We start from the raw sequence: 18,287 nt of genomic DNA, 5'->3' as shown, positions 1-18,287 counted from the left end.
CCAGTGCCGAAATTGACCCGGAGAGCATAAGGCCGGACTTCGGGCGGGGGTGCCACCTTTGATGCCTGCACGGGCGCATCTGTTCCATGGGAACCTGCGATTGGCGACGGCCCGTGTCCAGGCCGCTGGTATTGCCCGGGCGTCGCAATCCCAGGCTTCGGATCGTGGTGACACGCAACGGACCGGGGCGAGGGTTCGTCCCGGGACATGTCGGACGGGCTGGCCTGATGATGGCAGGTCGCAAAATACTGACGCTTTTCATCATCATGGTAGGCCGTCAGCAGGCAGCAGACGATCGAGAGTCCCAGCGTTACGAAATAGGCGACGGAACAGGGCAGGCCTGGCAGCACGGGCATGCTGGTGCCCAGTGACAGGTAGACCGGCGGCAGCAGGGCGGCAGCAACGTTGGCGACCATCCAGGTCATGATGGTCCTGGAACGCGGGCGGAGGGGGATCACGATGCTTCTCCCTGTGCCAGGACCGGCGATGGCGCGGGGGTTGGTTCGGCGCCGGTTGCGGGGTCCGGCCGGCCGGTGTCGGCGAACAGAAGGGCCACGCGGTGGGTTTCGGCCTCGGGCTGCGGTTTCAGGACGGCCAGCGCGTAATAGGTGGCGGCATTGACCGACAGGCCGATCACGCCGGAACTCAGGCCCCAGAACCGGCTGGCGATGCCATGGAACACTGTTTCCAGCAGGACCGCCGTACCGAAGCCGGCGATCGTGCCCGCGATGCCGCCCGCCGCAGTGCCGCGCCGCCAGAACAGGCCCGCATATTGTGCGACCGCGACCTGGATGATCCCCTGGTACGATAGCAGGGCCAGCACCGACAGGTGCGGGATGGGCAGGCAGGCGATGCCCGCGGCCAGCGCGGTGCCGGCGACCATGGCGCCCTTGGCCGTCAGGATCGACGCCCGATAGGACAGGGTGCGGCCCGCGCCGACGATGTCGTTCGCGACCTGGGTGCCCATGGCCTGGATGATGGCGTCCACCCCACCCATCGTCGCTGCCAGCATGATTGTTCCCGCCAGGCCCAGCCCGACCGGACCCGCCGCCATGCCGGCCAGGTCGAACCACGCCATGTCCGGATCGGCATGCAGGGCGGGCAATCCGGACGCCAGCAGGCCGAGGACGACCAGCGACATCGAGAACAGCATCGACAGCGGGGCGCTGAAGACCCCCGCGCGCAGCATGCTGCGCACGCTGTCGGCGGTGTAGAGCCGCACGAAGATCGGCGGCCAGCACCACCCGCCGATCGTACCGGTCAGGATCATGGAAAACAGCGTCAGCGGCCCCTTGACCCCGTCGATGCCGGGCACTGTCAGCAGGCCGGCATCGAGACCGCCCAGGGACAGGCCCCTGGCCGTGGTCAGCCACGCGATCAGTCCCAGGATCAGGGCGGTTCCGCCGATATAGGCGACGACGCCCTGGTACATGTCGGAAATGACCAGGCCGCGCATGCCCATGCGGATGGTCCAGACCTGCCGCACCAGGATCAGCGCGACCCCGCATGCGACCGCCTGCCCGGGCGACAGCCGGCCGAACGACAGGGCCGAGAACATGGCGCCCAGGCTCTTGAACCCCAGCACCAGCCACGGAAGGATCGAAATCACGCTGATGACCGACGCGGTGACGCTCAGCGCGGTGGAGTTGTAGCGCAGCCGCAGAAGGTCGGCCTGGGTCTTCAGGTCGTTCGCCGCCCCCCAGACCCAGACCCGCCGCGCCATCAGGTACATCAGCATGACGGTCAGCAGGCTGTAGATCGGCATGTAGAAGGCCACTACGCCCGTGCCCAGCGCCATGCCGGTCAGCGACAGCAGAAGGCCGCCGGGCCACCAGCTGTTCAGGAACGACATGGATTGCAGCCAGCTTCCGAACGATCGCCCGCCCACCGCATAGTCGGAGAAGGAGCGGTCCTTGCGGAAGCTGGCCTGCAACAGCACGATCAGGCCGGCGCAGAACAGTCCGACGATCCCGAAGGTCACCTCCATCGGCTGCGTCCCTCCATTGGTCCGGGGGCGGTCATGCCGCCAGCCTGCCGACGACGCGGGACGGGATGCTGCGTCCTTCGGTCAGCAGGCCTTCAAGGCTCTGGCAGACCCGCATCACCGTCACGTCGTCCTGCAGCCGCCCGGCCACCTGTATCCCGATCGGCAGCCCCCCGGCCGAGAACCCGGCGGGGATCGAGGCGGCAGGCTGCCCGGTCATGTTGTACAGGAACGCGAAGCCGCCCCATTCCAGCCAGTCGGGCCAGGACGCGTCGGGGACGGTCTTTCCGGCCTCGAACGGCAGGACCGACACCGTCGGCGACAGCACGACGTCGACCGATCCGTGCAGGCGGCCGGCCTCCTGCCGGTAGACGATGCGGCGCATCTGCGCGTCGACCAGGTCGCCCGTGGCGATCGTCTGGCCTTTCTGCGCTTCGGCCAGGAATTCGGGGTCGACCAGGCCGATCCGGTCGGCCGGCAGGCGGCGCAGCGCCTGCCAGGCCCCGGCCTGCCACAGCGTGCGGTACGTGGGGCGCCAATCCTCGAAATCCGGAACCGGGACCAGGATCGCACCCGCCTGCTCGGCGATTGCGACGCTGCGGCGGAAGACGGCGCGGATTTCCGGATCCACGGGCAGGAAGCCGTACGTTTCCGCCACGCCGATGCGCAGGCCGGACAGCGGCAGCGGCCCGGCCTGGAACGCGCCCGGCGGGGCAGGGGGGAAACTGTAAGGGTCCTTGGGATCGTAGCCTTCCATGACCGACAGCATCAGCGCGGCGTCGGCGACCGAGCGCGTCATGGGGCCGTAATGCGACATGTCCGAATAATGCGGGCCGACCGGCCATTGCGGAACGCGGGCGAACGTCGCCTTCATGCCGAAGATGCCGCTGAAGCTGGCGGGCACGCGCACGGATCCGCCGCCGTCGCTGCCCAGCGCCAGCGGACCGCAGCCCGACGCGATGGCCGCCCCGGCCCCGCCGCTGCTGCCGCCGGGGGAGACCGCCGGATCGTGGGCGTTGCGGGTGATGCCGGTCAGCGGACTGTCGGTCACGGCCTTCCATCCGCCTTCGCACGTCGTGGTGCAGGCATAGATGACGGCCCCGGCCGCCCGCAGGCGCGCCACCGCCGGCGCGTCCTCGGTCGCTGCCGGCTGGCCGATCGACAGGCGCGACCCCCGTCCCAGGACCCAGCCGCGGGTCATCGCAGTATCCTTGATAGAAACCGGAATTCCCTCCAGCGGCCGGGTGGGCAGGCCGGCCCGCCACGCCCGTTCCGAGATTTCGGCCGCCATCAGGGCGTCCTCGGCGTCGATCCGAACGAACGGATTCAACACGTCGCGCATCGCCGCCGCGCGGTCCAGCACGGCGCGCGTCACGTCGACGGGGGAAACGTCGCCCACCGCGTACAACGCCAGCAGCGCGGTCGCGTCGAAATCGCAGAGATCGGTCATTACGCCAGGTCCTCCAGGCAGTGATCGAGGGCATTGCGCCGGGGGATGATGGGATCGATCCCGTTCCGATTCTGCGTCATGGTGATATCGTCCGTCATGGTCTGGAGATTTCCTGGTCGTGTCATGCTGCGGCGGGGCGGTCTGCGTGCGTTCAGAACCCGACGGTGATGGCGCCCGCGATCGCGAAGCCGCCGCCGATCTGGTAGGTCGGGCTTTTGCCGGCGATGGTGGTGCCGTGCAGGCCCTGCATGGTCCGCGCGTTGGATGTCAGGCCGGCCGCCTGGGCATAATAGATGTTGTTGCCGACATTCATCAGGTTCAACTGGATCTGCGGACGATAGAGCGCGGTGTTGCCGACATGGACGTTCCGCATGCGATACCCCAGCGTGATATCCGACGTCAGGTATCCCGGCATGCTTTCGTCATTCATGAAAGTGCTGTAGCGGCGGCCGATATAGTTCAGGTTGAAGTTCCCGAAATAGGTCCCGTCGTCATAGGCCAGGCCGATCGCGCCCGTGAAGGTCGGTGTGTTCACTGCGATCTTGCCCGCCGTCGGCAGTACGTCGTTTCCCACCTTGAAATCATTGTCGGTGGTCGCATGGACATAGGACCCCGAGGCATAGGGGCTGAAATGATGCCATGGCCGCAGCCCGACCTCCAGCTGGGCGCCGCGGATCGTCTGGCCCCCCAGGATGATCGGCGCCGTCACCAGCGACCCGCCGACGAATGCGGTCGACAGCACGTCGTGATTCACCATGTTGTAGTTGAACAGCGCCGCGGACACATGCACCAGCCCGTTGTGGCGGTATCCCAGTTCCTCGCCGATGGCGTATTCGGCCTTCATGTTCTGCGGATGGCCCTGGATCGGAATGGGCGACGCCGCGTCATAAATGTCGATATAGGCTTCGCTGCGGTCGGGCGCCTTGAAGCTGGTCGTCCCGTTGACGTAGATCTGGTCGTTCGGGGTGATGTCGAAACTGGCCGAGACCTGCGGCAGCGGTTCGGCATAGTTCGCGCCGTTCTTGTAGGTCGCTGCCCCGGGGATCAGGTTGCTGACCCAGCGCTGGATCATCACTTCCTTGAAGCCGGCGTTCAGCTTCAGTCGGTTGCCGAACGCGGTGTAGGTATCCTCGATGAACAGCGCGTTCGTCTGCTGGCGGAACACGATGTCCCAGCCCGACATCACCTGTCCGTCCGCTGTCGTGACGCCGTACCGTCCCCACGCGTTTGCCGGCAGGCCCTGCGCGCTGGTCGCCGCGTAGTTCGCGCGTTCGGGCATGTCCAGATAGGCGTACCAATAGCCGCCGCGCAGCGTGTTGTTGCCCCGGGTCCAAGCCAGGTCGGCCATCAGGCTGAGCGTGCGCTGATGCTGCGGGTCGACGACCTCGACCGTCTGCCGGCCGTTGGCCGCGACGTCGGGCAGGTTCAGGGGGCCGGCCAGTTGGGTTCCGTAATAGCTGTTGTTCTGGCTTATGGTTTCACCATAGTTGGTCCATTTGTCCCAACTGATGAAATAGGGTGTCATCGACAGTTTCAGGCCGCTGCCCAGGTTGAAATGCATCGGCGCGGTGATGGCCAGCACGTCGTTGCGCAGACGTGCCAATTGGTAATAGCTGCCGACGCCAGGCGTATAGGTCGGGTTGTAATAGAGCGAGGACGTGCCCAGGGCCTCGAACGCTGCCTTGGTCGGCGTGGCCGATCCGTTGGCGTTGATGCCGCTGGACGCGTAACTGCCCCACAGGAAGTTCAGGCCGGCGCTGTTTCCATCGCCCCATTCCTTGACTGCCTTGGCGTCGACATGGTGACGGGTCAGCGATCCGGGCGTCTGCCAGAACTGGTTGTAGCTCCAGGAATAGGACATGAAGGCGCGGATGCCGGTATGTCCGATTTCGCCCGTATCGATCCGTGCGAATTCCTTCTTCATGTTCCATGTGCCGTAGCTGGATTCCAGCAGACCGCCGAATTTCTGCGCCGGGTCGCGCAGCGTCGTGCGGATTTCGGCACCCACGGAGTAATAGGCGGGGCTGCTGATGTCCGGCGATCCCTGCGTCAGCGCCACCGAGGGCACGTTTTCCATGTCCGGGCTGCCGCCGATGGCATCGGGACTGAGATAGACGCCGTCCGTCAGCGGAATGCCGTCCACCAGGTAGCCGACCTGAGTGTAGTTCAGGCCGCGCACCACGATCCCGCGCGAGGTCTGGCCGTACGGGTCGGACCGCGCATAGGCCACCCCGGGCATGCTGGACAACATGGCCTGGACGGTGGTGTTCGACGGTTTCTTGGCGATGAAGTCGCGTGTGACCTCGCTGCGTGATTTCGGCGCTGTCTGTACCGGCATCATGCCGCCGCCGGGCGTCGTGTTGCGGACCCCGGTGGCGCTGAACATTCCGCCGGTGACGGAAATGCTCTCGCCGGTGGAGGCCGGCTGCGGCCGGGGGACAGGGCGAGAGGCAGCGACGGGCGCCCGGGTCGCGGCATGTCGTGTCGGCGTAGCCGTGGCGGCCTGGGCCGGCGGCCCGGCCCAGGCCGGGCAGGTGCTGGCGCATGCGATGAAGGTGCCGGAAATCAGGAGCGCTCGTCGCGGAAGGGTCGGTGATCGCGTCATGGTTGACCTCCAGGGGCAGATCCGATGGCCGTGCGTCCGGCCGGGGTTGGATGTATTCCGGTCAATATCAAATAATAATATACGATCTCGTCGTTATTTATTTAAATAGTTGATTTTATTATGTGTGTATTTGGAAAATGTCTATTTCATTACGATAAACGATATCACTTGCCGCAAACGTTTCGAAAGCGACTTTTTATTCGCGACTGGAAACCTTTGGTTTCCATGTGGCGCACGTGCGCCGAGAGCCGGTTGTCGGAAGGCGGACCGTTCGTGGCTGGGAACCTGGAATTTCCAATCGCTTTACAGTGCCCGGCGGGGAACCCTAAAGTTTCCAGCACGAACTCCGATGGATCCGATCCGGTGTCGATGAAGAAGAGGCTGTCCCTTCCGCCCTTCGGGGCACTGCGTGCCTTCGATGCGTATGGCCGCACGGGCGGCGTACGCAAGGCGGCCGAGCATCTCGGCGTCAGCCATACGATCGTCGGGCGGCATCTGCGCACGCTGGAGGATTGGGTCGGTGTCGCACTGATCGATCGCGCCAGCGGCACGCTGACCCCCAAGGGCAATTCCTATCACCAGGACGTTGCCGAGGCCCTGAACAGCCTGTCGCGCGCGACCGAAAAGCTGCGGCCACAGATGGACACATCGATTCGGATCAGCTGCGTATCGGGATTCGCGTCGCTATGGCTGGCAGGACGGGTGGGGGCGTTCCGGCGGAGCGACCCATCGATCAACCTGGTGGTCAGGCCGTTCGACCGTTTTCCGGATTTCGACCGCGACGACCTGCATGCCGACATCCGCTATCTGCGCGATGAGGAACTGCTGTCCTTTCCTGCGGGTTTCAAGAAGGTCCAGCTTGCGCGTCCGCCGATGTTTCCGGTGACGAGCCCCGCCTTCGCTGCCGAGGTAATGGCCCGGGTCCGCACGCTCGCCGACCTTCTGGCCGAACCGTTGATCGAGGCCGAGGACAGCCAGGAATGGCATATCTTCCTGTCCGGCCACATGGTCAGCCCCACCGGCTTCGTTCCGTTCGGCCGGCTGGGCCACGCCAGCATCACGCTGGCGGCCGCACGGCACGGCCAGGGTATTTCCCTGGCCAACATCTTTCTGGTGTCCGACGATCTGGAACACGGGACACTGGTCAAGGTCACGATGCCCGACCAGGCCTTCCGCAACGTCTTCATCGGCGCCTATTACCTCATCGCGCCGGAAACCAGCTGGAACCGGCCGCAATTCGTGCGGTTCCGCAATTGGCTGATGGCCGAAGTGAGGTCTTTCTCGGCGCGCCACATGGCGTAGGGCGGATCGCGCCCAGATGTCTGGCGCCCGGGTTTTTGAGGGGGCGACCTCGCCACCCATCAGTTTCATCCGGAGGCCTATAATGGCCGCATTGGCTGGCGGAATTTGGCAGTGGGCGAGAAGGCACCAAATTTGCTCTGAAGGTCCATAATCGATCAAAGAGTATCTTAAGTCGGCCTTCTGCCTTCCCTGCCAACCCGATACGGCCCGATGTTTCTGCTGCTGCTGGCCAATCTGTTTTATACAGTTCGTAGAATTTGTGCCGTGCATGCGATCGGCAAGCCGCAACTGGCTGCAACGCCAACGAAATTTCGGTTATCGCCGGTGTAGGCTCGAAATTTCCGCTCCCGGCAAGCCCTGTCAGGCGCAATTGCCACTCAGGGAAGGCATGATCCGCGTCATTGCAGCATGTCAGATCCGGACGGTTACGGACGTCGGTGTGGCGACGTCTGCGACCATCGAGGAATGAAAAAGCCCCGCTTCCTTCCGGAGGCGGGGCTTTTCATCAATGGCCTTGGCCGGAGAACCGGCCAGGGATCAGCGACGCCACCATCCGGTCTTGCGGACCGGGGCGGGGGCGCTGTCGTCGATCACGATCGGCTGGACCCCCGGACCTTCGGTGGTCGGCGCCGCGGCCGCCATCGGAGCCTCCGCCAAAGGCTCGGCCTTCTTTGCGCGGGCCGGTGCCTTGCGGGTGCGGCGCGGCTTGGCGGGGGCTTCGACCGTCTCGGCCGCCGGTGCTTCGGCGGCGGGGGACGCATCCTCGGTCACCGCGATCGCGGCCGGTTCCGCCGACTTCGCCTTCCGCGTCGCCGTGGCGCGGGGCGCGCGCTTGCGGGTCGGCTTCTTCGGTTCCTCCGCTTCTGTCACCGGTGCTTCTGCCACCGGTGTCTCGGATTCGACCTCGGTTGCCGCGACGGGCTCATCCGCGATCTTGGACGGCGTCTTCACCGTGCTCTTGGCCGCAGCCTTGCGCGTCGTTGCCCGGCGTCGTGCGGGTTTTGCCGGTTCCGCGACGACGATCTCGGCGTCGGCTTCCGGCGTGGCCGCGACGACCGGGGCAGGGGCTTCCGTTTCGACTTTTGCGGCGGCCTTGCGGGGGCGTGCCGTGGCGCGCCGGCGGGGTGTCCGCTTGGGCGCGGGCTCGGCCTCGATTTCGACCTCGACGGGGGCCGCCGGCACCTCGGCCTCCACCGTGTCGGCATCAGTAACGATTTCCGCCACTGCCTCGACCACTTTCTCCTCGGGGACCGCTTCGGGTTCCGAAATGGCCAGCGTCTCGGCGATATCGATGATCTCGTCCGACACCGGGGCCTTGGCGGGCGCCGACGGGATCATGTCGGTATCGGTCGATTGCTCGATCACGTCGAAGATGTCGATGATCCCATTGCCGAACGGGTTGGCCGGCGTCGGGCCGCGATAGGGCGCCTCCAGCTCGGGTGTCACGGGACGGCGGTCGTGCCGGTCGCGACGACGGCGATTGCGCTCGCGACCGCCTTCTTCCCGGGCGACGGGGACCTTGGCGACAACCTCCGGCGCAGCGGCTGGGCTCTCCTCTTCCTCGGCCTCCGCGACATCAGGCTCTTCGGGTGCTCCGATGGCAGCCGGCTGCTGGACCGTGGTCTCGCCGTGCTCGGCGCCACCACGACGCCGGCGACGGCGGCGGCGGCGGCGGCGATGATCGGTACCGTCGTCGCTTTCCTCCGCTGCGGTCGGGGGTGCCGCGGTTTCGGCCTCGGCCCGGGCAGGCGCCTCGTCCTGGATCGGGATCTCGCGGACCAGTGCGGGCACCGCGACGGTCTCGACCTCCTCCAGGGGGGCGTCCAGGGCGGGGTGGGTTACCGGCTCGAACTTTTCAGTCTGCGGGCGGACGCGTTCGATGCGCAATTGCGGCGGCAGCAAGGTCGAATCGGGGGTGAAGACGACGCGCATCTTGTGGCGCTTCTCGATTTCATCCAGCCAGACGCGCTTGTTGTTGAGGATATACAGCGCGATTTCCGAGGCCACATGCACCGTGATCTCGGCGGCGCGGCGGCGGGTGCCCTCTTCCTCGACGGCGCGCAGCACATGCAGCGCGGCGCTTTCGGTCCCCCGGATGATGCCCGTGCCCTGGCAGTGCGGGCAGGGGGTGAAGGTCGATTCCGTGATCGACGGGCGCAGCCGCTGGCGCGACATCTCCAGCAGCCCGAAATGCGAGATATTGCCGACCTGGATGCGCGCGCGATCGGTACGCAGCGCGTCCTTCAGCCGCCGCTCGACCATCGCGTTGTGCTTGCGGCTCTCCATGTCGATGAAGTCGATGACGATCAGGCCGGCCAGGTCGCGCAGGCGCAACTGCCGCGCTACTTCCTCGGCGGCTTCGAGGTTGGTGCGAAGCGCCGTTTCCTCGATATTGCGCTCGCGCGTCGCGCGGCCCGAATTGACGTCGATGGCGACCAGCGCCTCGGCCTGGTTGATGACCAGATACCCGCCCGAGCGCAGCTGCACCGTCGGCGACAGCATCGAATCCAGCAGGCCCTCGACATTGAAATGCGAGAAGAGCGGCTGCCCGTCGCGCCAGCATTTCACCTTCTGCGCGCCCTGCGGCATCAGCATCCGCATGAATTCGCGCGCGGATTTCCATCCGGCCTCGCCGTCGACGAGGATTTCGCCCACGTCGCGGGTATAGATGTCGCGGATGGCGCGCTTGATCAGGCTGGCTTCTTCATAGATCAGCGCGGGGGCGATCGAATTGAGCGTATGGTCGCGGATGTCGTCCCACAGGCGCAGCAGATATTCGCAGTCGCGCATGATTTCGGGGCGCGGACGCTGGGCGCCGGCGGTGCGGACGATCATCGCCATGCCGCGCGGGATCTGCAGCTCCGCGATCACGTCCTTCAACCGGCGCCGGTCGGCGACCGAGGTGATCTTGCGCGACACGCCGCCGCCGCGCAGCGAGTTCGGCATCAGCACGCAATAGCGCCCGGCCAGCGAGACATAGGTGGTCAGCGCGGCGCCCTTGTTGCCGCGCTCCTCCTTGACGACCTGCACCAGCAGGATCTGCCGGCGACGGATGACTTCCTGGATCTTGTAGCTGCGCAGGAAGCGGGCGATCCGTCGCTGGACCACGCCCTCGTCCCCCGTATCGGTCTCGCCGCCGACGGTCTCGGGCAGGGGCTCGCCATCGCTGTCTGTGGCCTCGTCCTCGCCATTCGCGCCCTCGGCGTCGCGGGGCGCGGGGTCGGCCTCCTCGTCCTGGGGGGCGGCTTCCTCGGCGCGGGCTTCCTCTTCCTGCAGCGCCAGCAGCTTCTCGCGGTCGGCAACCGGGATCTGGTAGTAATCCGGATGGATCTCGCTGAAGGCAAGGAAACCGTGACGGTTTCCGCCATACTCCACGAAGGCGGCCTGCAGGCTGGGTTCGACCCGGATGACCTTGGCGAGATAGATATTGCCCTTGAGCTGCTTCTTGGCGGATGCCTCGACGTCGTAGTCTTCGAGCCTGTTACCATCCATCACGACCACGCGGGTTTCTTCCGCGTGGGTCGTGTCGATCAGCATGCGCTTGTTCATAAAAAACGGAACTCCGGTGTGCCCGGTTCCCGTGTCTGTCCGGCGTCCGCATGGGGGACGGGCAGTGGCGACGGGGAAGGGGGGCAGAAACGAACGGGAAAGATATGACGGATCCGGAAGCCGTTGCGGCGGGGCCCGGGCAACCAGCGTCGGCGCGCGTCACGGGTGACGCATGCTGTGTCGTGCTGATTGCAAACGCGGTCCGCGTGGCGTTCATCCATCCTCATCAGGCGGCGACGATGCGTCCAGGCCGTGACCCGGCCGCGTCGTCAGATCGATATGTCGTCGTCATCCTGCGCCCGGCCTTGCGGCAGGGGGCGGAGCGGCCGCCGGGCCACGCGGTTGCGGGCAGTCCGATCCGCATTGCGGCCGGGCACGCCACGCCCGCGCGGGGCCGGTTTGCCGGATGGGGCCGGTCATGCCAGCCGGGCGACCGTAACTGCACGGACGCCGGCCGACGCGGACCCATCACCAGTTCAGCATGACCCAACTGCGCCTTCGCTGCAAGCGTCACGGGTGAAACACCGGCATTGCCTGCAAACGCGTACGAATGAATGGCCGCAAGCCGTTGAATTACTGACGGGCGGGGGGAAAGATGCTATGGGTTCGCCAGGATCCGCAGCAGGGACCTGGCCAGCATGCACACTCATCGTTCCGATCATGCGACGACGGCGGGACAGAGGGCCGATTGTCCGGCTCGCCCGCATGATCGGGACCGGCGCCATTTCCTGCTGTCCGGCCTGTCCGCCGCCGGATTGCTGCTGCGCCCCGACGGGGCGTCCGCCGCCACGACGTACCATCCCGTGCATTCCGCCCGTGCGGCGCGGCATGCCGCGTCCGCCCCGGTGGCGCAGCGCGCCCCCGCGATCGTCGGCAAGGCGGCGGCGCCCTTGCCGCTGGTCATGCTCGATCCCGGTCACGGCGGCAAGGATCCGGGGGCAATCGGGGTGTCCGGCACCTACGAAAAGCATATCGCCGAGGCTGCGGCGTCGGAATTGCAGCGGCAGTTGCTGGCCAGCGGCGCCTATCGCGTGGCGATGACGCGATCCGACGACCGGTTCATCCCGCTGGAGGGACGGGTCGACATCGCCCACGCCCATCGTGCGGCCCTGTTCGTATCCATGCATGCCGACGCGCTGACCGACCGGGGGGTGCGGGGGGCCAGTGTCTATACGTTGTCGGGCCAGGCCTCGGACGCCCAGACGGCGGCACTGGCCCGCACGGAAAACAGCGCCGACCGGTTCGGCGGTCCGCAGGTCCATGCCAGCTCGCCGGAGGTACAGGCGATCCTGGCCAGCCTGGTGACCGAGGAAACCCGGCGCGGCGCCGCCCATCTGGCCAGCAGTGTGGTCGCGGCCTTCCAGCCCCGGATCGGTCTGCTGCCGCATCCGTCGCGACATGCGGCGTTCGTGGTCCTGAAATCGGCGGACATCCCGTCCGTTCTGGTGGAAATGGGATTCATGTCCAACCGCCTGGACGAGGCCGCGTTGCGCCAGGCCGGGCACCGGATGATGGTGGCCGGTGCGATGAAGCAGGCGATCGACCGGTATTTCGCCTCGGCTGGCGGCGTCACCCACCTGACGGGCTGATGTCGCGCCTGTCCGCGGCCCGGGGGTATTGTCTTCCGTCCTGATGGCGGCCTTTTCGGTTGCAATCGGCGGATCGGGCTGTATGGTGCCGGCCATGGATTTCGCGATGCTCATGATGGCAGGCAGGTCGGGCGCGGTTGCGCCGGCGTTGTCGCGCGCCCATGGACACGCCGCCCTCCTCCTTCGCCTTCGACTTATCTGCCCCTGAGCGTTCAGGGCCGGCGCGATGCCGGTACGCCCAGGGGGTAGGGCGGGAGCAATCCCGCAGGCTAGGCAAGGAACGCCCATTGCGGCGTTCAGAGGCGAACATCCGGACCTGTCCGAGGTAATCCATGACTATCGACCATCCGTCCTTCGGCCGCATCGGCGACGATCGCGTCATCATTTTCGACACGACCCTGCGCGACGGCGAACAATCCCCCGGCTTCTCGATGAACCTGACGGAGAAGCTCCGGATGGCGGAGGCCCTGGCGGAACTGGGCGTCGACGTGATCGAGGCCGGCTTTCCCGTGGCGTCGAAGGGCGATTTCGACAGCGTCCACCAGATTGCGTCCGCCGTGCGCGGTCCGGTGATCTGCGCGCTGGCACGCAGCGGCGGCAAGAACGACATCGCCAGCGCGGGCGAGGCCATTCGTCCGGCCGAACGCGGGCGTATCCATAATTTCATCTCCACCTCGCCGCTGCACATGAAATACAAGCTGCGGATGGAGCCGGAGACGGTGCTGGACCTGATCGTCGCCGGCAACACCGCGGCGCGCCAGTTCACCGACGACGTGGAATGGTCGGCCGAGGACGGGTCGCGGACCGATCCCGATTTCCTGTGCCGCTGCGTCGAGGCCGCGATCAAGGCCGGCGCCACCACGATCAACATCCCCGACACCGTCGGCTATGCCACGCCCGAGGACATGGCCCGCATCTTCAATGATCTGCGGACCCGCGTGCCGGGGGCGGACCGGGTGATCTTCTCGGCCCACAACCATAACGACCTGGGCCTGGCGGTCGCCAACACCATCGCCTCGCTGTCGGCCGGCGCCCGGCAGATCGAATGCACCATCAACGGTATCGGCGAGCGCGCCGGCAACGCGGCGCTGGAAGAAATCGTCATGGCGATTCGCACGCGCCACGACGTCATGCCCTACACCACCGGCATCCGCACGCAGGCTCTGCTGCGGACCTCGCGGATGCTGGCCACCACCACCGGTTTCGACGTGCAGCCGAACAAGGCGATCGTCGGCCGCAACGCCTTCGCCCATGAAAGCGGCATCCATCAGGACGGCGTGCTGAAGAACGCCGCGACATACGAGATCATGACGCCCGAGAGCGTGGGGTGGACCCGTTCCTCGCTGGTGCTGGGCAAGCATTCCGGCCGGGCGGCCTTCCGCGACAAGCTGAAGGCGATGGGCTATGGCGAGATGGACGACGCGCATCTGAACGACGCCTTCGCCCGGTTCAAGGACCTGGCCGACCGCAAGAAGGTCGTCTACGACGAGGACCTGGTGGCGCTGGTGGATGACGAGGCGCGGGATCATGCCCGCATCCGCTTCGTTTCGCTGGAGGTCGAAGCCGGGTCGAAGCGTCCGGCACGCGCGGCCCTGACGCTGGAAATCGACGGCGAGGCCCGCAGTGCGAACGTCACGGGCCAGGGGCCGGTCGATGCCGCCTTCAACGCGATTCACGAGATCTTTCCCCATGACGCGACGTTGCAGCTCTATTCCGTCGGTGCGGTGACCGAGGGCAGCGACGCGCAGGCCCGTACCACCGTGCGTCTGGAAGAGGACGGGAAGCTGGTGGACGGCCAGGGCGCGGATAGCGACACGCTGGTGTCTGCCGTGCGGGCCTATGTCCATGCGCTGAACAAGCTGGTGGTCAAGCGCACCCGCGCCGAACCCGAGGCGCTGACGGCCTGAAGGCGAAGGATCCGGCAGGGCCTCCGTCAGGGGTGTCCTGCCGGTTTCCGGTCTGCGCGACCGGGTGTGCCCGGCTTGTCCGGCTTGCATGGCACATTCCCGTGATCGAGGGTCGCGGACCGCCTGTTTGGAGTGAATGATCCCGCGTGATGAATCGGGGAACGCAGCAATGCCGGCTTGGCAGGGTGGGATGGGCCATTGCGTTTGTCGCGATGCTCGGCCAGCTTCTGCTCGGCAGCGCCTCGTTCACGGACCAGGAGGCCGACGCACAGTACACGGCGCTCTCCGCATTGTCCGTGCTGTGCGACAGTTCCCTGCCGATCGACCTCGCGGGCCAGGCGCCCGTGCGGCATCATCATGCCCATTGCGATATCGGCCTGCCATTGCCGGGGGCGCTGGTCGACCTGTTCCTGCTGCCTGCCGGTGGGCCGGCATTGCCGGTGCTGCTGCCGGTACTGATCGGGCTGGCAGGGTTTGCGGCATCCGCGCGCGGCCCGCCCTCGGTCGTCAACGCCGCGGCCCGGCCGCGCGGTCCTCCTCTGCCCTGAACTGACTCCATCGCGCCGGCTGACCGGCCCGATCGACCTGCCTGCCATGCCTCTCCGGAACGTCCCGGGCCGCATGGCAGTCTGTCGTCGTGCCCCGTGCCGGCTGGATCCGTCACGCAAGGGCTCTCGATTACATGCATGGATTTCGCAAGGTCCCTCCGGACCTCGCCCTGACGTCGCGCATGCTGGCGCGCGTCTCGGTCATATTCGCCATTCTGGCGGACGCCGGGCCGATGCTGGCCGCTCCCCCTGGTCCGCAGGCCGAGACGGCGGCCGCGCATCCTGCCCATCCGTCCCCGCCCAGGCGGGCGGAGGCGATCGTCGTCACCGGACACACCTCCAGCCCCGCGGCCGACATCAAGCGGTTTTCCCTGCCGCAGACGGTGGAAAGCACCGACTGGCGCAGGATCGAAGCCACGACGAATATCGTCGATGCCGAGGACGCGCTGAAATATTTGCCCAGCCTGTTCCTGCGGAAACGCAATAACGGCGATACCCAGGCGACGCTCCAGACCAGGACGTGGGGTGTCAATTCCAGCGCGCGCAGCCTGGTCTATGTCGACGACATGCCGATTTCGGCCCTGATTTCCAATAACAACACCAATGGCGCCCCGCGCTGGGGCATGGTCGCGCCCGAGCAGATCGAACGGGTGGACATGCTCTACGGCCCGTTCGCCGCGGAATATCCGGGAAACTCCATGGGCGGCGTCGTCCTGATCACGACCCGGATGCCCGACCGGTTCGAGGCGACGGTCAAGCAGACCGGCAGCGTGCAGAGTTTTGACGCGTACAACACGCACGGAACCTACGGCACCGCCAGCAGCGCGATTACAATCGGGGACAGAATCGGCCGGTTTTCCTGGTTCGTCAGCGCGAATCGGGAGGAAAGCCTTTCCGAACCCCTGTTCTTCATCACCAGCGGCCAGGCGCCTGCCGGTACGGCGGGCACCATCCCGGCGCTGGGCAAGACCGGAACGGCCGCCAATGTCGTCGGCGCGGGTGGCCTGCTGCACAGCACCATGAACAATGTGACGGGCCGCTTCGCCTACGACGTGACGGATTGGCTGCGGGCGTCCTACACGATCGGTTTCTGGACCATCGACGCGCGTGCGCGGTCCCAGACCTATCTGACCGATGCGGCGGGTCAGCCGACCTTCGGCGGGGTGTCGGGCTTCGCCAACGACACCTATACCCAAAGCCAGCGGCATCTGATGAATGCCGTGTCGCTGAAGACCGACACGAAGGCCCATTGGGATTGGGAAGCGGTCTTTACCGACTACGCCTTCCTGCGTGACATGCAGCGCAACCCGGCAGGCGTCCTGTCCGGGACGGAATTCCGGTCGAACGGCTATCTGGCCCGGATGGACGGTACGGGCTGGACCACGGCGGACGTAAAGGGGATCTGGCGTCCCGGCGGCGTCGGCGGCCAGCACCAGGTCAGCTTCGGCGGTCACCGGGACCAGTACGACCTGAACAATCCCACCTACAACACCGACAATTGGATGGCGTCGCCCATCGACGGCAACGGCACGCTCTATGCCAGCGGGCGGGGCAAGAGTTCGACCTATGCCCTCTGGCTGCAGGATGCATGGACATTCACCCCTGCCTTCACGCTGACGGTCGGCGGGCGGCTGGAATTCTGGCGGGCGTTCGACGGGGCCAACCTCGCCGGAACGACCGCGGTGGCGCAGCCGCGGGTACGTTCGACCAACGCCTCGCCCAAGGTGACGATGGCCTGGCGGATCGCGCCGGGCTGGAATGCCAAATTTTCGTTCGGAGAGGCCTATCGCTACCCCACCGTGGCCGAACTGTACCAGATCGTTGCCACGGGCGGGACCTATTCGGTGCCCAACCCCGACCTGTCGCCCGAAAATGTCTATTCGGGCGAATTGACCGTCGAGCGGCGATTCCGCAAAGGGCGCATCCGCCTGTCGCTGTTTCAGGAAAACGTCAAGAACGCCCTGATTTCACAAAGCAACCTGATCGGAAATATCTATACCACGACCTTCCAGAACGTCCGTCAGGTTCGCAATCGCGGCGTGGAGTTCGTGGCGGAACGGCATGACCTGCTGATCCCCGGCCTCGATGTGTCCAACAGCGTCACCTATGTCGATTCCCGCATCCTGTCCGACCCCGGATTCAGCAGCGCGGCGGGCACGACGGCGACAGGCAAGCACGTGCCCTATGTCCCGAACTGGCGGGATACCGCGCAGGTGACGTATCGGGCCAACGATCGCCTGGATCTGTCGGTCGCGGTCCGGTACCAGGGCCGGATGTATTCGACGCTGGACAATACCGACCGCGTGTCGCACGTCTTCGGCGCGTTCGACCCGTTCGTGGTCGTCGATCTGCACGCCCATTATCGCGTCTACCGGTCGCTGACGCTCGATGCCGGCATCGATAACGTCAACAACGACCGGTACTACGAATATCACCCCTTTCCGATGCGAACCTACGTCGCGGACCTGAAGGCGCGTTTCTGACGCCCGGTATCCCGGCTCAGTAGCCGTTGCCGTACGCGGCTGGAGGAGGCGGAGGATAATAGCCTTGTGGCGGGTAGGTCGGCTGCGCGTAGCCGCCATAAGCAGGTGGCGGATAGCCGGGCTGGGAATATCCAGGCGGCGGATAGCCTTGCGGCGGATAATAGCGGCGCGGTGCCGCGGGCGTGGTCGCGGCGCCGGTCGCGGCGCCGACCGCGCCCCCGGCCAGGGCACCGATGGCCGCCCCCGGTCCGCCGCCGGCCAGCGCGCCGATGGCCGCCCCGCCACCCGCGCCGATCAGGCCCCCGCCCAGGGCCCGTTGCCCGGGATCATAGGGATTGCTGCACGCCCCCAGCGACAGGGCGACGCCCGCCAGGGCCAGCATCGCCGTCGCGCGCGCCGGACCGCGGGCGGCCGGACGGGCAGGGAAAGACGAGTTGCGAAAAAGTTTCATGTTCATCCCATGGTTGCGGTGGAAGCGCCGGGGGGCGTCAGGCAGACCCCGCCCATCGTTCCTGTGCGATCGTCGTATCGGCGGCCTTGGACGGGGTCAGTAGCCCCGATTGTAATAGTCGCTGCGGCGGGGCCGGTTGGGCGTGGTCGCGGCCCCGGTCGCGGCGCCCACGGCGCCGCCGGTCAGCGCACCGATGGCCGCCCCCGTTCCGCCGCCGGCCAGACCGCCGATGGCGGCCCCCCCACCGGCACCGATCAACGCACCGGTACCGGCGCGGGCCCCGGGATCATAGGGGCTGCCGCATGCCGCGAGGGTCAGCAATCCGCAGCCCAGCAGCGTGATGCGGGTAATCTGGGGACCTTGCCTACGGATCTTCATGATCTTTTTTCCTTCTTCGCGACGGTCCGGCGGCACATGCC

Annotated in this window: 11 protein-coding genes; 5 read left to right on the top strand and 6 right to left on the bottom strand. The window is 66.5% G+C overall.

The window, feature by feature from the left end; genetic code table 11:
• Nucleotides 1–454: 454 nt before the first annotated feature.
• The 3 genes from HLH28_RS07410 to HLH28_RS07400 all read right to left on the bottom strand — a co-directional run bounded on the left by HLH28_RS07410 (nt 455) and on the right by HLH28_RS07400 (nt 6,039).
• A complete protein-coding gene (locus HLH28_RS07410) occupies nt 455–1,987 on the bottom strand; it encodes a sodium:solute symporter family protein (RefSeq protein WP_182956827.1) in 1,533 nt (510 codons plus the stop codon).
• A gap of 31 nt (nt 1,988–2,018) precedes the next feature.
• Nucleotides 2,019–3,434: an amidase family protein gene (locus tag HLH28_RS07405; RefSeq protein ID WP_246395749.1), complete on the bottom strand. Its 1,416-nt coding sequence runs from the start codon at nt 3,432–3,434 to the stop codon at nt 2,019–2,021.
• Between the two features lie 151 nt (nt 3,435–3,585).
• Nucleotides 3,586–6,039, bottom strand: coding sequence for a TonB-dependent receptor (locus tag HLH28_RS07400; protein WP_220789967.1), 2,454 nt, complete (start codon nt 6,037–6,039; stop codon nt 3,586–3,588).
• A gap of 369 nt (nt 6,040–6,408) precedes the next feature.
• Between HLH28_RS07400 and HLH28_RS07395 the strand changes: the two genes are divergently transcribed.
• Nucleotides 6,409–7,341, top strand: coding sequence for a LysR substrate-binding domain-containing protein (locus HLH28_RS07395; protein ID WP_182956824.1), 933 nt, complete (start codon nt 6,409–6,411; stop codon nt 7,339–7,341).
• A 537-nt stretch (nt 7,342–7,878) separates the two neighbouring features.
• Here HLH28_RS07395 and HLH28_RS07390 read toward each other — a convergent pair.
• Complete coding sequence (locus tag HLH28_RS07390) at nt 7,879–10,890, bottom strand: Rne/Rng family ribonuclease (protein ID WP_182956820.1); 3,012 nt, start codon at nt 10,888–10,890, stop codon at nt 7,879–7,881.
• A 638-nt stretch (nt 10,891–11,528) separates the two neighbouring features.
• Here HLH28_RS07390 and HLH28_RS07385 point away from each other — a divergent pair.
• The 4 genes from HLH28_RS07385 (at nt 11,529) to HLH28_RS07370 (ending at nt 17,417) form a co-directional block, all read left to right on the top strand.
• Nucleotides 11,529–12,479: an N-acetylmuramoyl-L-alanine amidase family protein gene (locus HLH28_RS07385; RefSeq protein ID WP_246395747.1), complete on the top strand. Its 951-nt coding sequence runs from the start codon at nt 11,529–11,531 to the stop codon at nt 12,477–12,479.
• 332 nt (nt 12,480–12,811) lie between these two features.
• The gene (locus HLH28_RS07380) at nt 12,812–14,386 is read left to right on the top strand and encodes a 2-isopropylmalate synthase (protein ID WP_182956817.1); all 1,575 of its coding nucleotides are present in this window, start codon (nt 12,812–12,814) and stop codon (nt 14,384–14,386) included.
• 146 nt (nt 14,387–14,532) lie between these two features.
• Nucleotides 14,533–14,934: a hypothetical protein gene (locus HLH28_RS07375; RefSeq protein WP_182956814.1), complete on the top strand. Its 402-nt coding sequence runs from the start codon at nt 14,533–14,535 to the stop codon at nt 14,932–14,934.
• Nucleotides 14,935–15,068: 134 nt separating this feature from the next.
• Complete coding sequence (locus HLH28_RS07370) at nt 15,069–17,417, top strand: TonB-dependent receptor (protein ID WP_182956811.1); 2,349 nt, start codon at nt 15,069–15,071, stop codon at nt 17,415–17,417.
• A 16-nt stretch (nt 17,418–17,433) separates the two neighbouring features.
• Here the strand turns inward: HLH28_RS07370 and HLH28_RS18385 are convergent, their stop codons facing one another.
• On the bottom strand, nt 17,434–17,868 hold the full coding sequence (locus tag HLH28_RS18385; protein ID WP_338029676.1) for a hypothetical protein: 435 nt from the start codon (nt 17,866–17,868) through the stop codon (nt 17,434–17,436).
• Between the two features lie 96 nt (nt 17,869–17,964).
• Complete coding sequence (locus tag HLH28_RS07360) at nt 17,965–18,246, bottom strand: cell envelope biogenesis protein OmpA (protein ID WP_182956808.1); 282 nt, start codon at nt 18,244–18,246, stop codon at nt 17,965–17,967.
• Nucleotides 18,247–18,287: the final 41 nt, after the last annotated feature.

This window comes from Gluconacetobacter tumulisoli, assembly GCF_014174155.1.
GTDB classification, from domain to species: Bacteria; Pseudomonadota; Alphaproteobacteria; order Acetobacterales; family Acetobacteraceae; genus Gluconacetobacter; species Gluconacetobacter tumulisoli.
The sequence above is the reverse complement of the archived record's forward strand: the minus strand, read 5'-3'. Positions and strand labels throughout refer to the sequence as shown.

Excerpts from the sequence above, each read along its gene's own strand:
- HLH28_RS07410 (WP_182956827.1), bottom strand. The coding sequence starts at position 1,987 with ATGGAGGTGACCTTCGGGATCGTCGGACTGTTCTGCGCCGGCCTGATC.
- HLH28_RS07405 (WP_246395749.1), bottom strand. The coding sequence starts at position 3,434 with ATGACCGATCTCTGCGATTTCGACGCGACCGCGCTGCTGGCGTTGTAC.
- HLH28_RS07400 (WP_220789967.1), bottom strand. The coding sequence starts at position 6,039 with ATGACGCGATCACCGACCCTTCCGCGACGAGCGCTCCTGATTTCCGGC.
- HLH28_RS07395 (WP_182956824.1), top strand. The coding sequence starts at position 6,409 with ATGAAGAAGAGGCTGTCCCTTCCGCCCTTCGGGGCACTGCGTGCCTTC.
- HLH28_RS07390 (WP_182956820.1), bottom strand. The coding sequence starts at position 10,890 with ATGAACAAGCGCATGCTGATCGACACGACCCACGCGGAAGAAACCCGC.
- HLH28_RS07385 (WP_246395747.1), top strand. The coding sequence starts at position 11,529 with ATGCACACTCATCGTTCCGATCATGCGACGACGGCGGGACAGAGGGCC.
- HLH28_RS07380 (WP_182956817.1), top strand. The coding sequence starts at position 12,812 with ATGACTATCGACCATCCGTCCTTCGGCCGCATCGGCGACGATCGCGTC.
- HLH28_RS07370 (WP_182956811.1), top strand. The coding sequence starts at position 15,069 with ATGCATGGATTTCGCAAGGTCCCTCCGGACCTCGCCCTGACGTCGCGC.
- HLH28_RS18385 (WP_338029676.1), bottom strand. The coding sequence starts at position 17,868 with ATGAAACTTTTTCGCAACTCGTCTTTCCCTGCCCGTCCGGCCGCCCGC.
- HLH28_RS07360 (WP_182956808.1), bottom strand. The coding sequence starts at position 18,246 with ATGAAGATCCGTAGGCAAGGTCCCCAGATTACCCGCATCACGCTGCTG.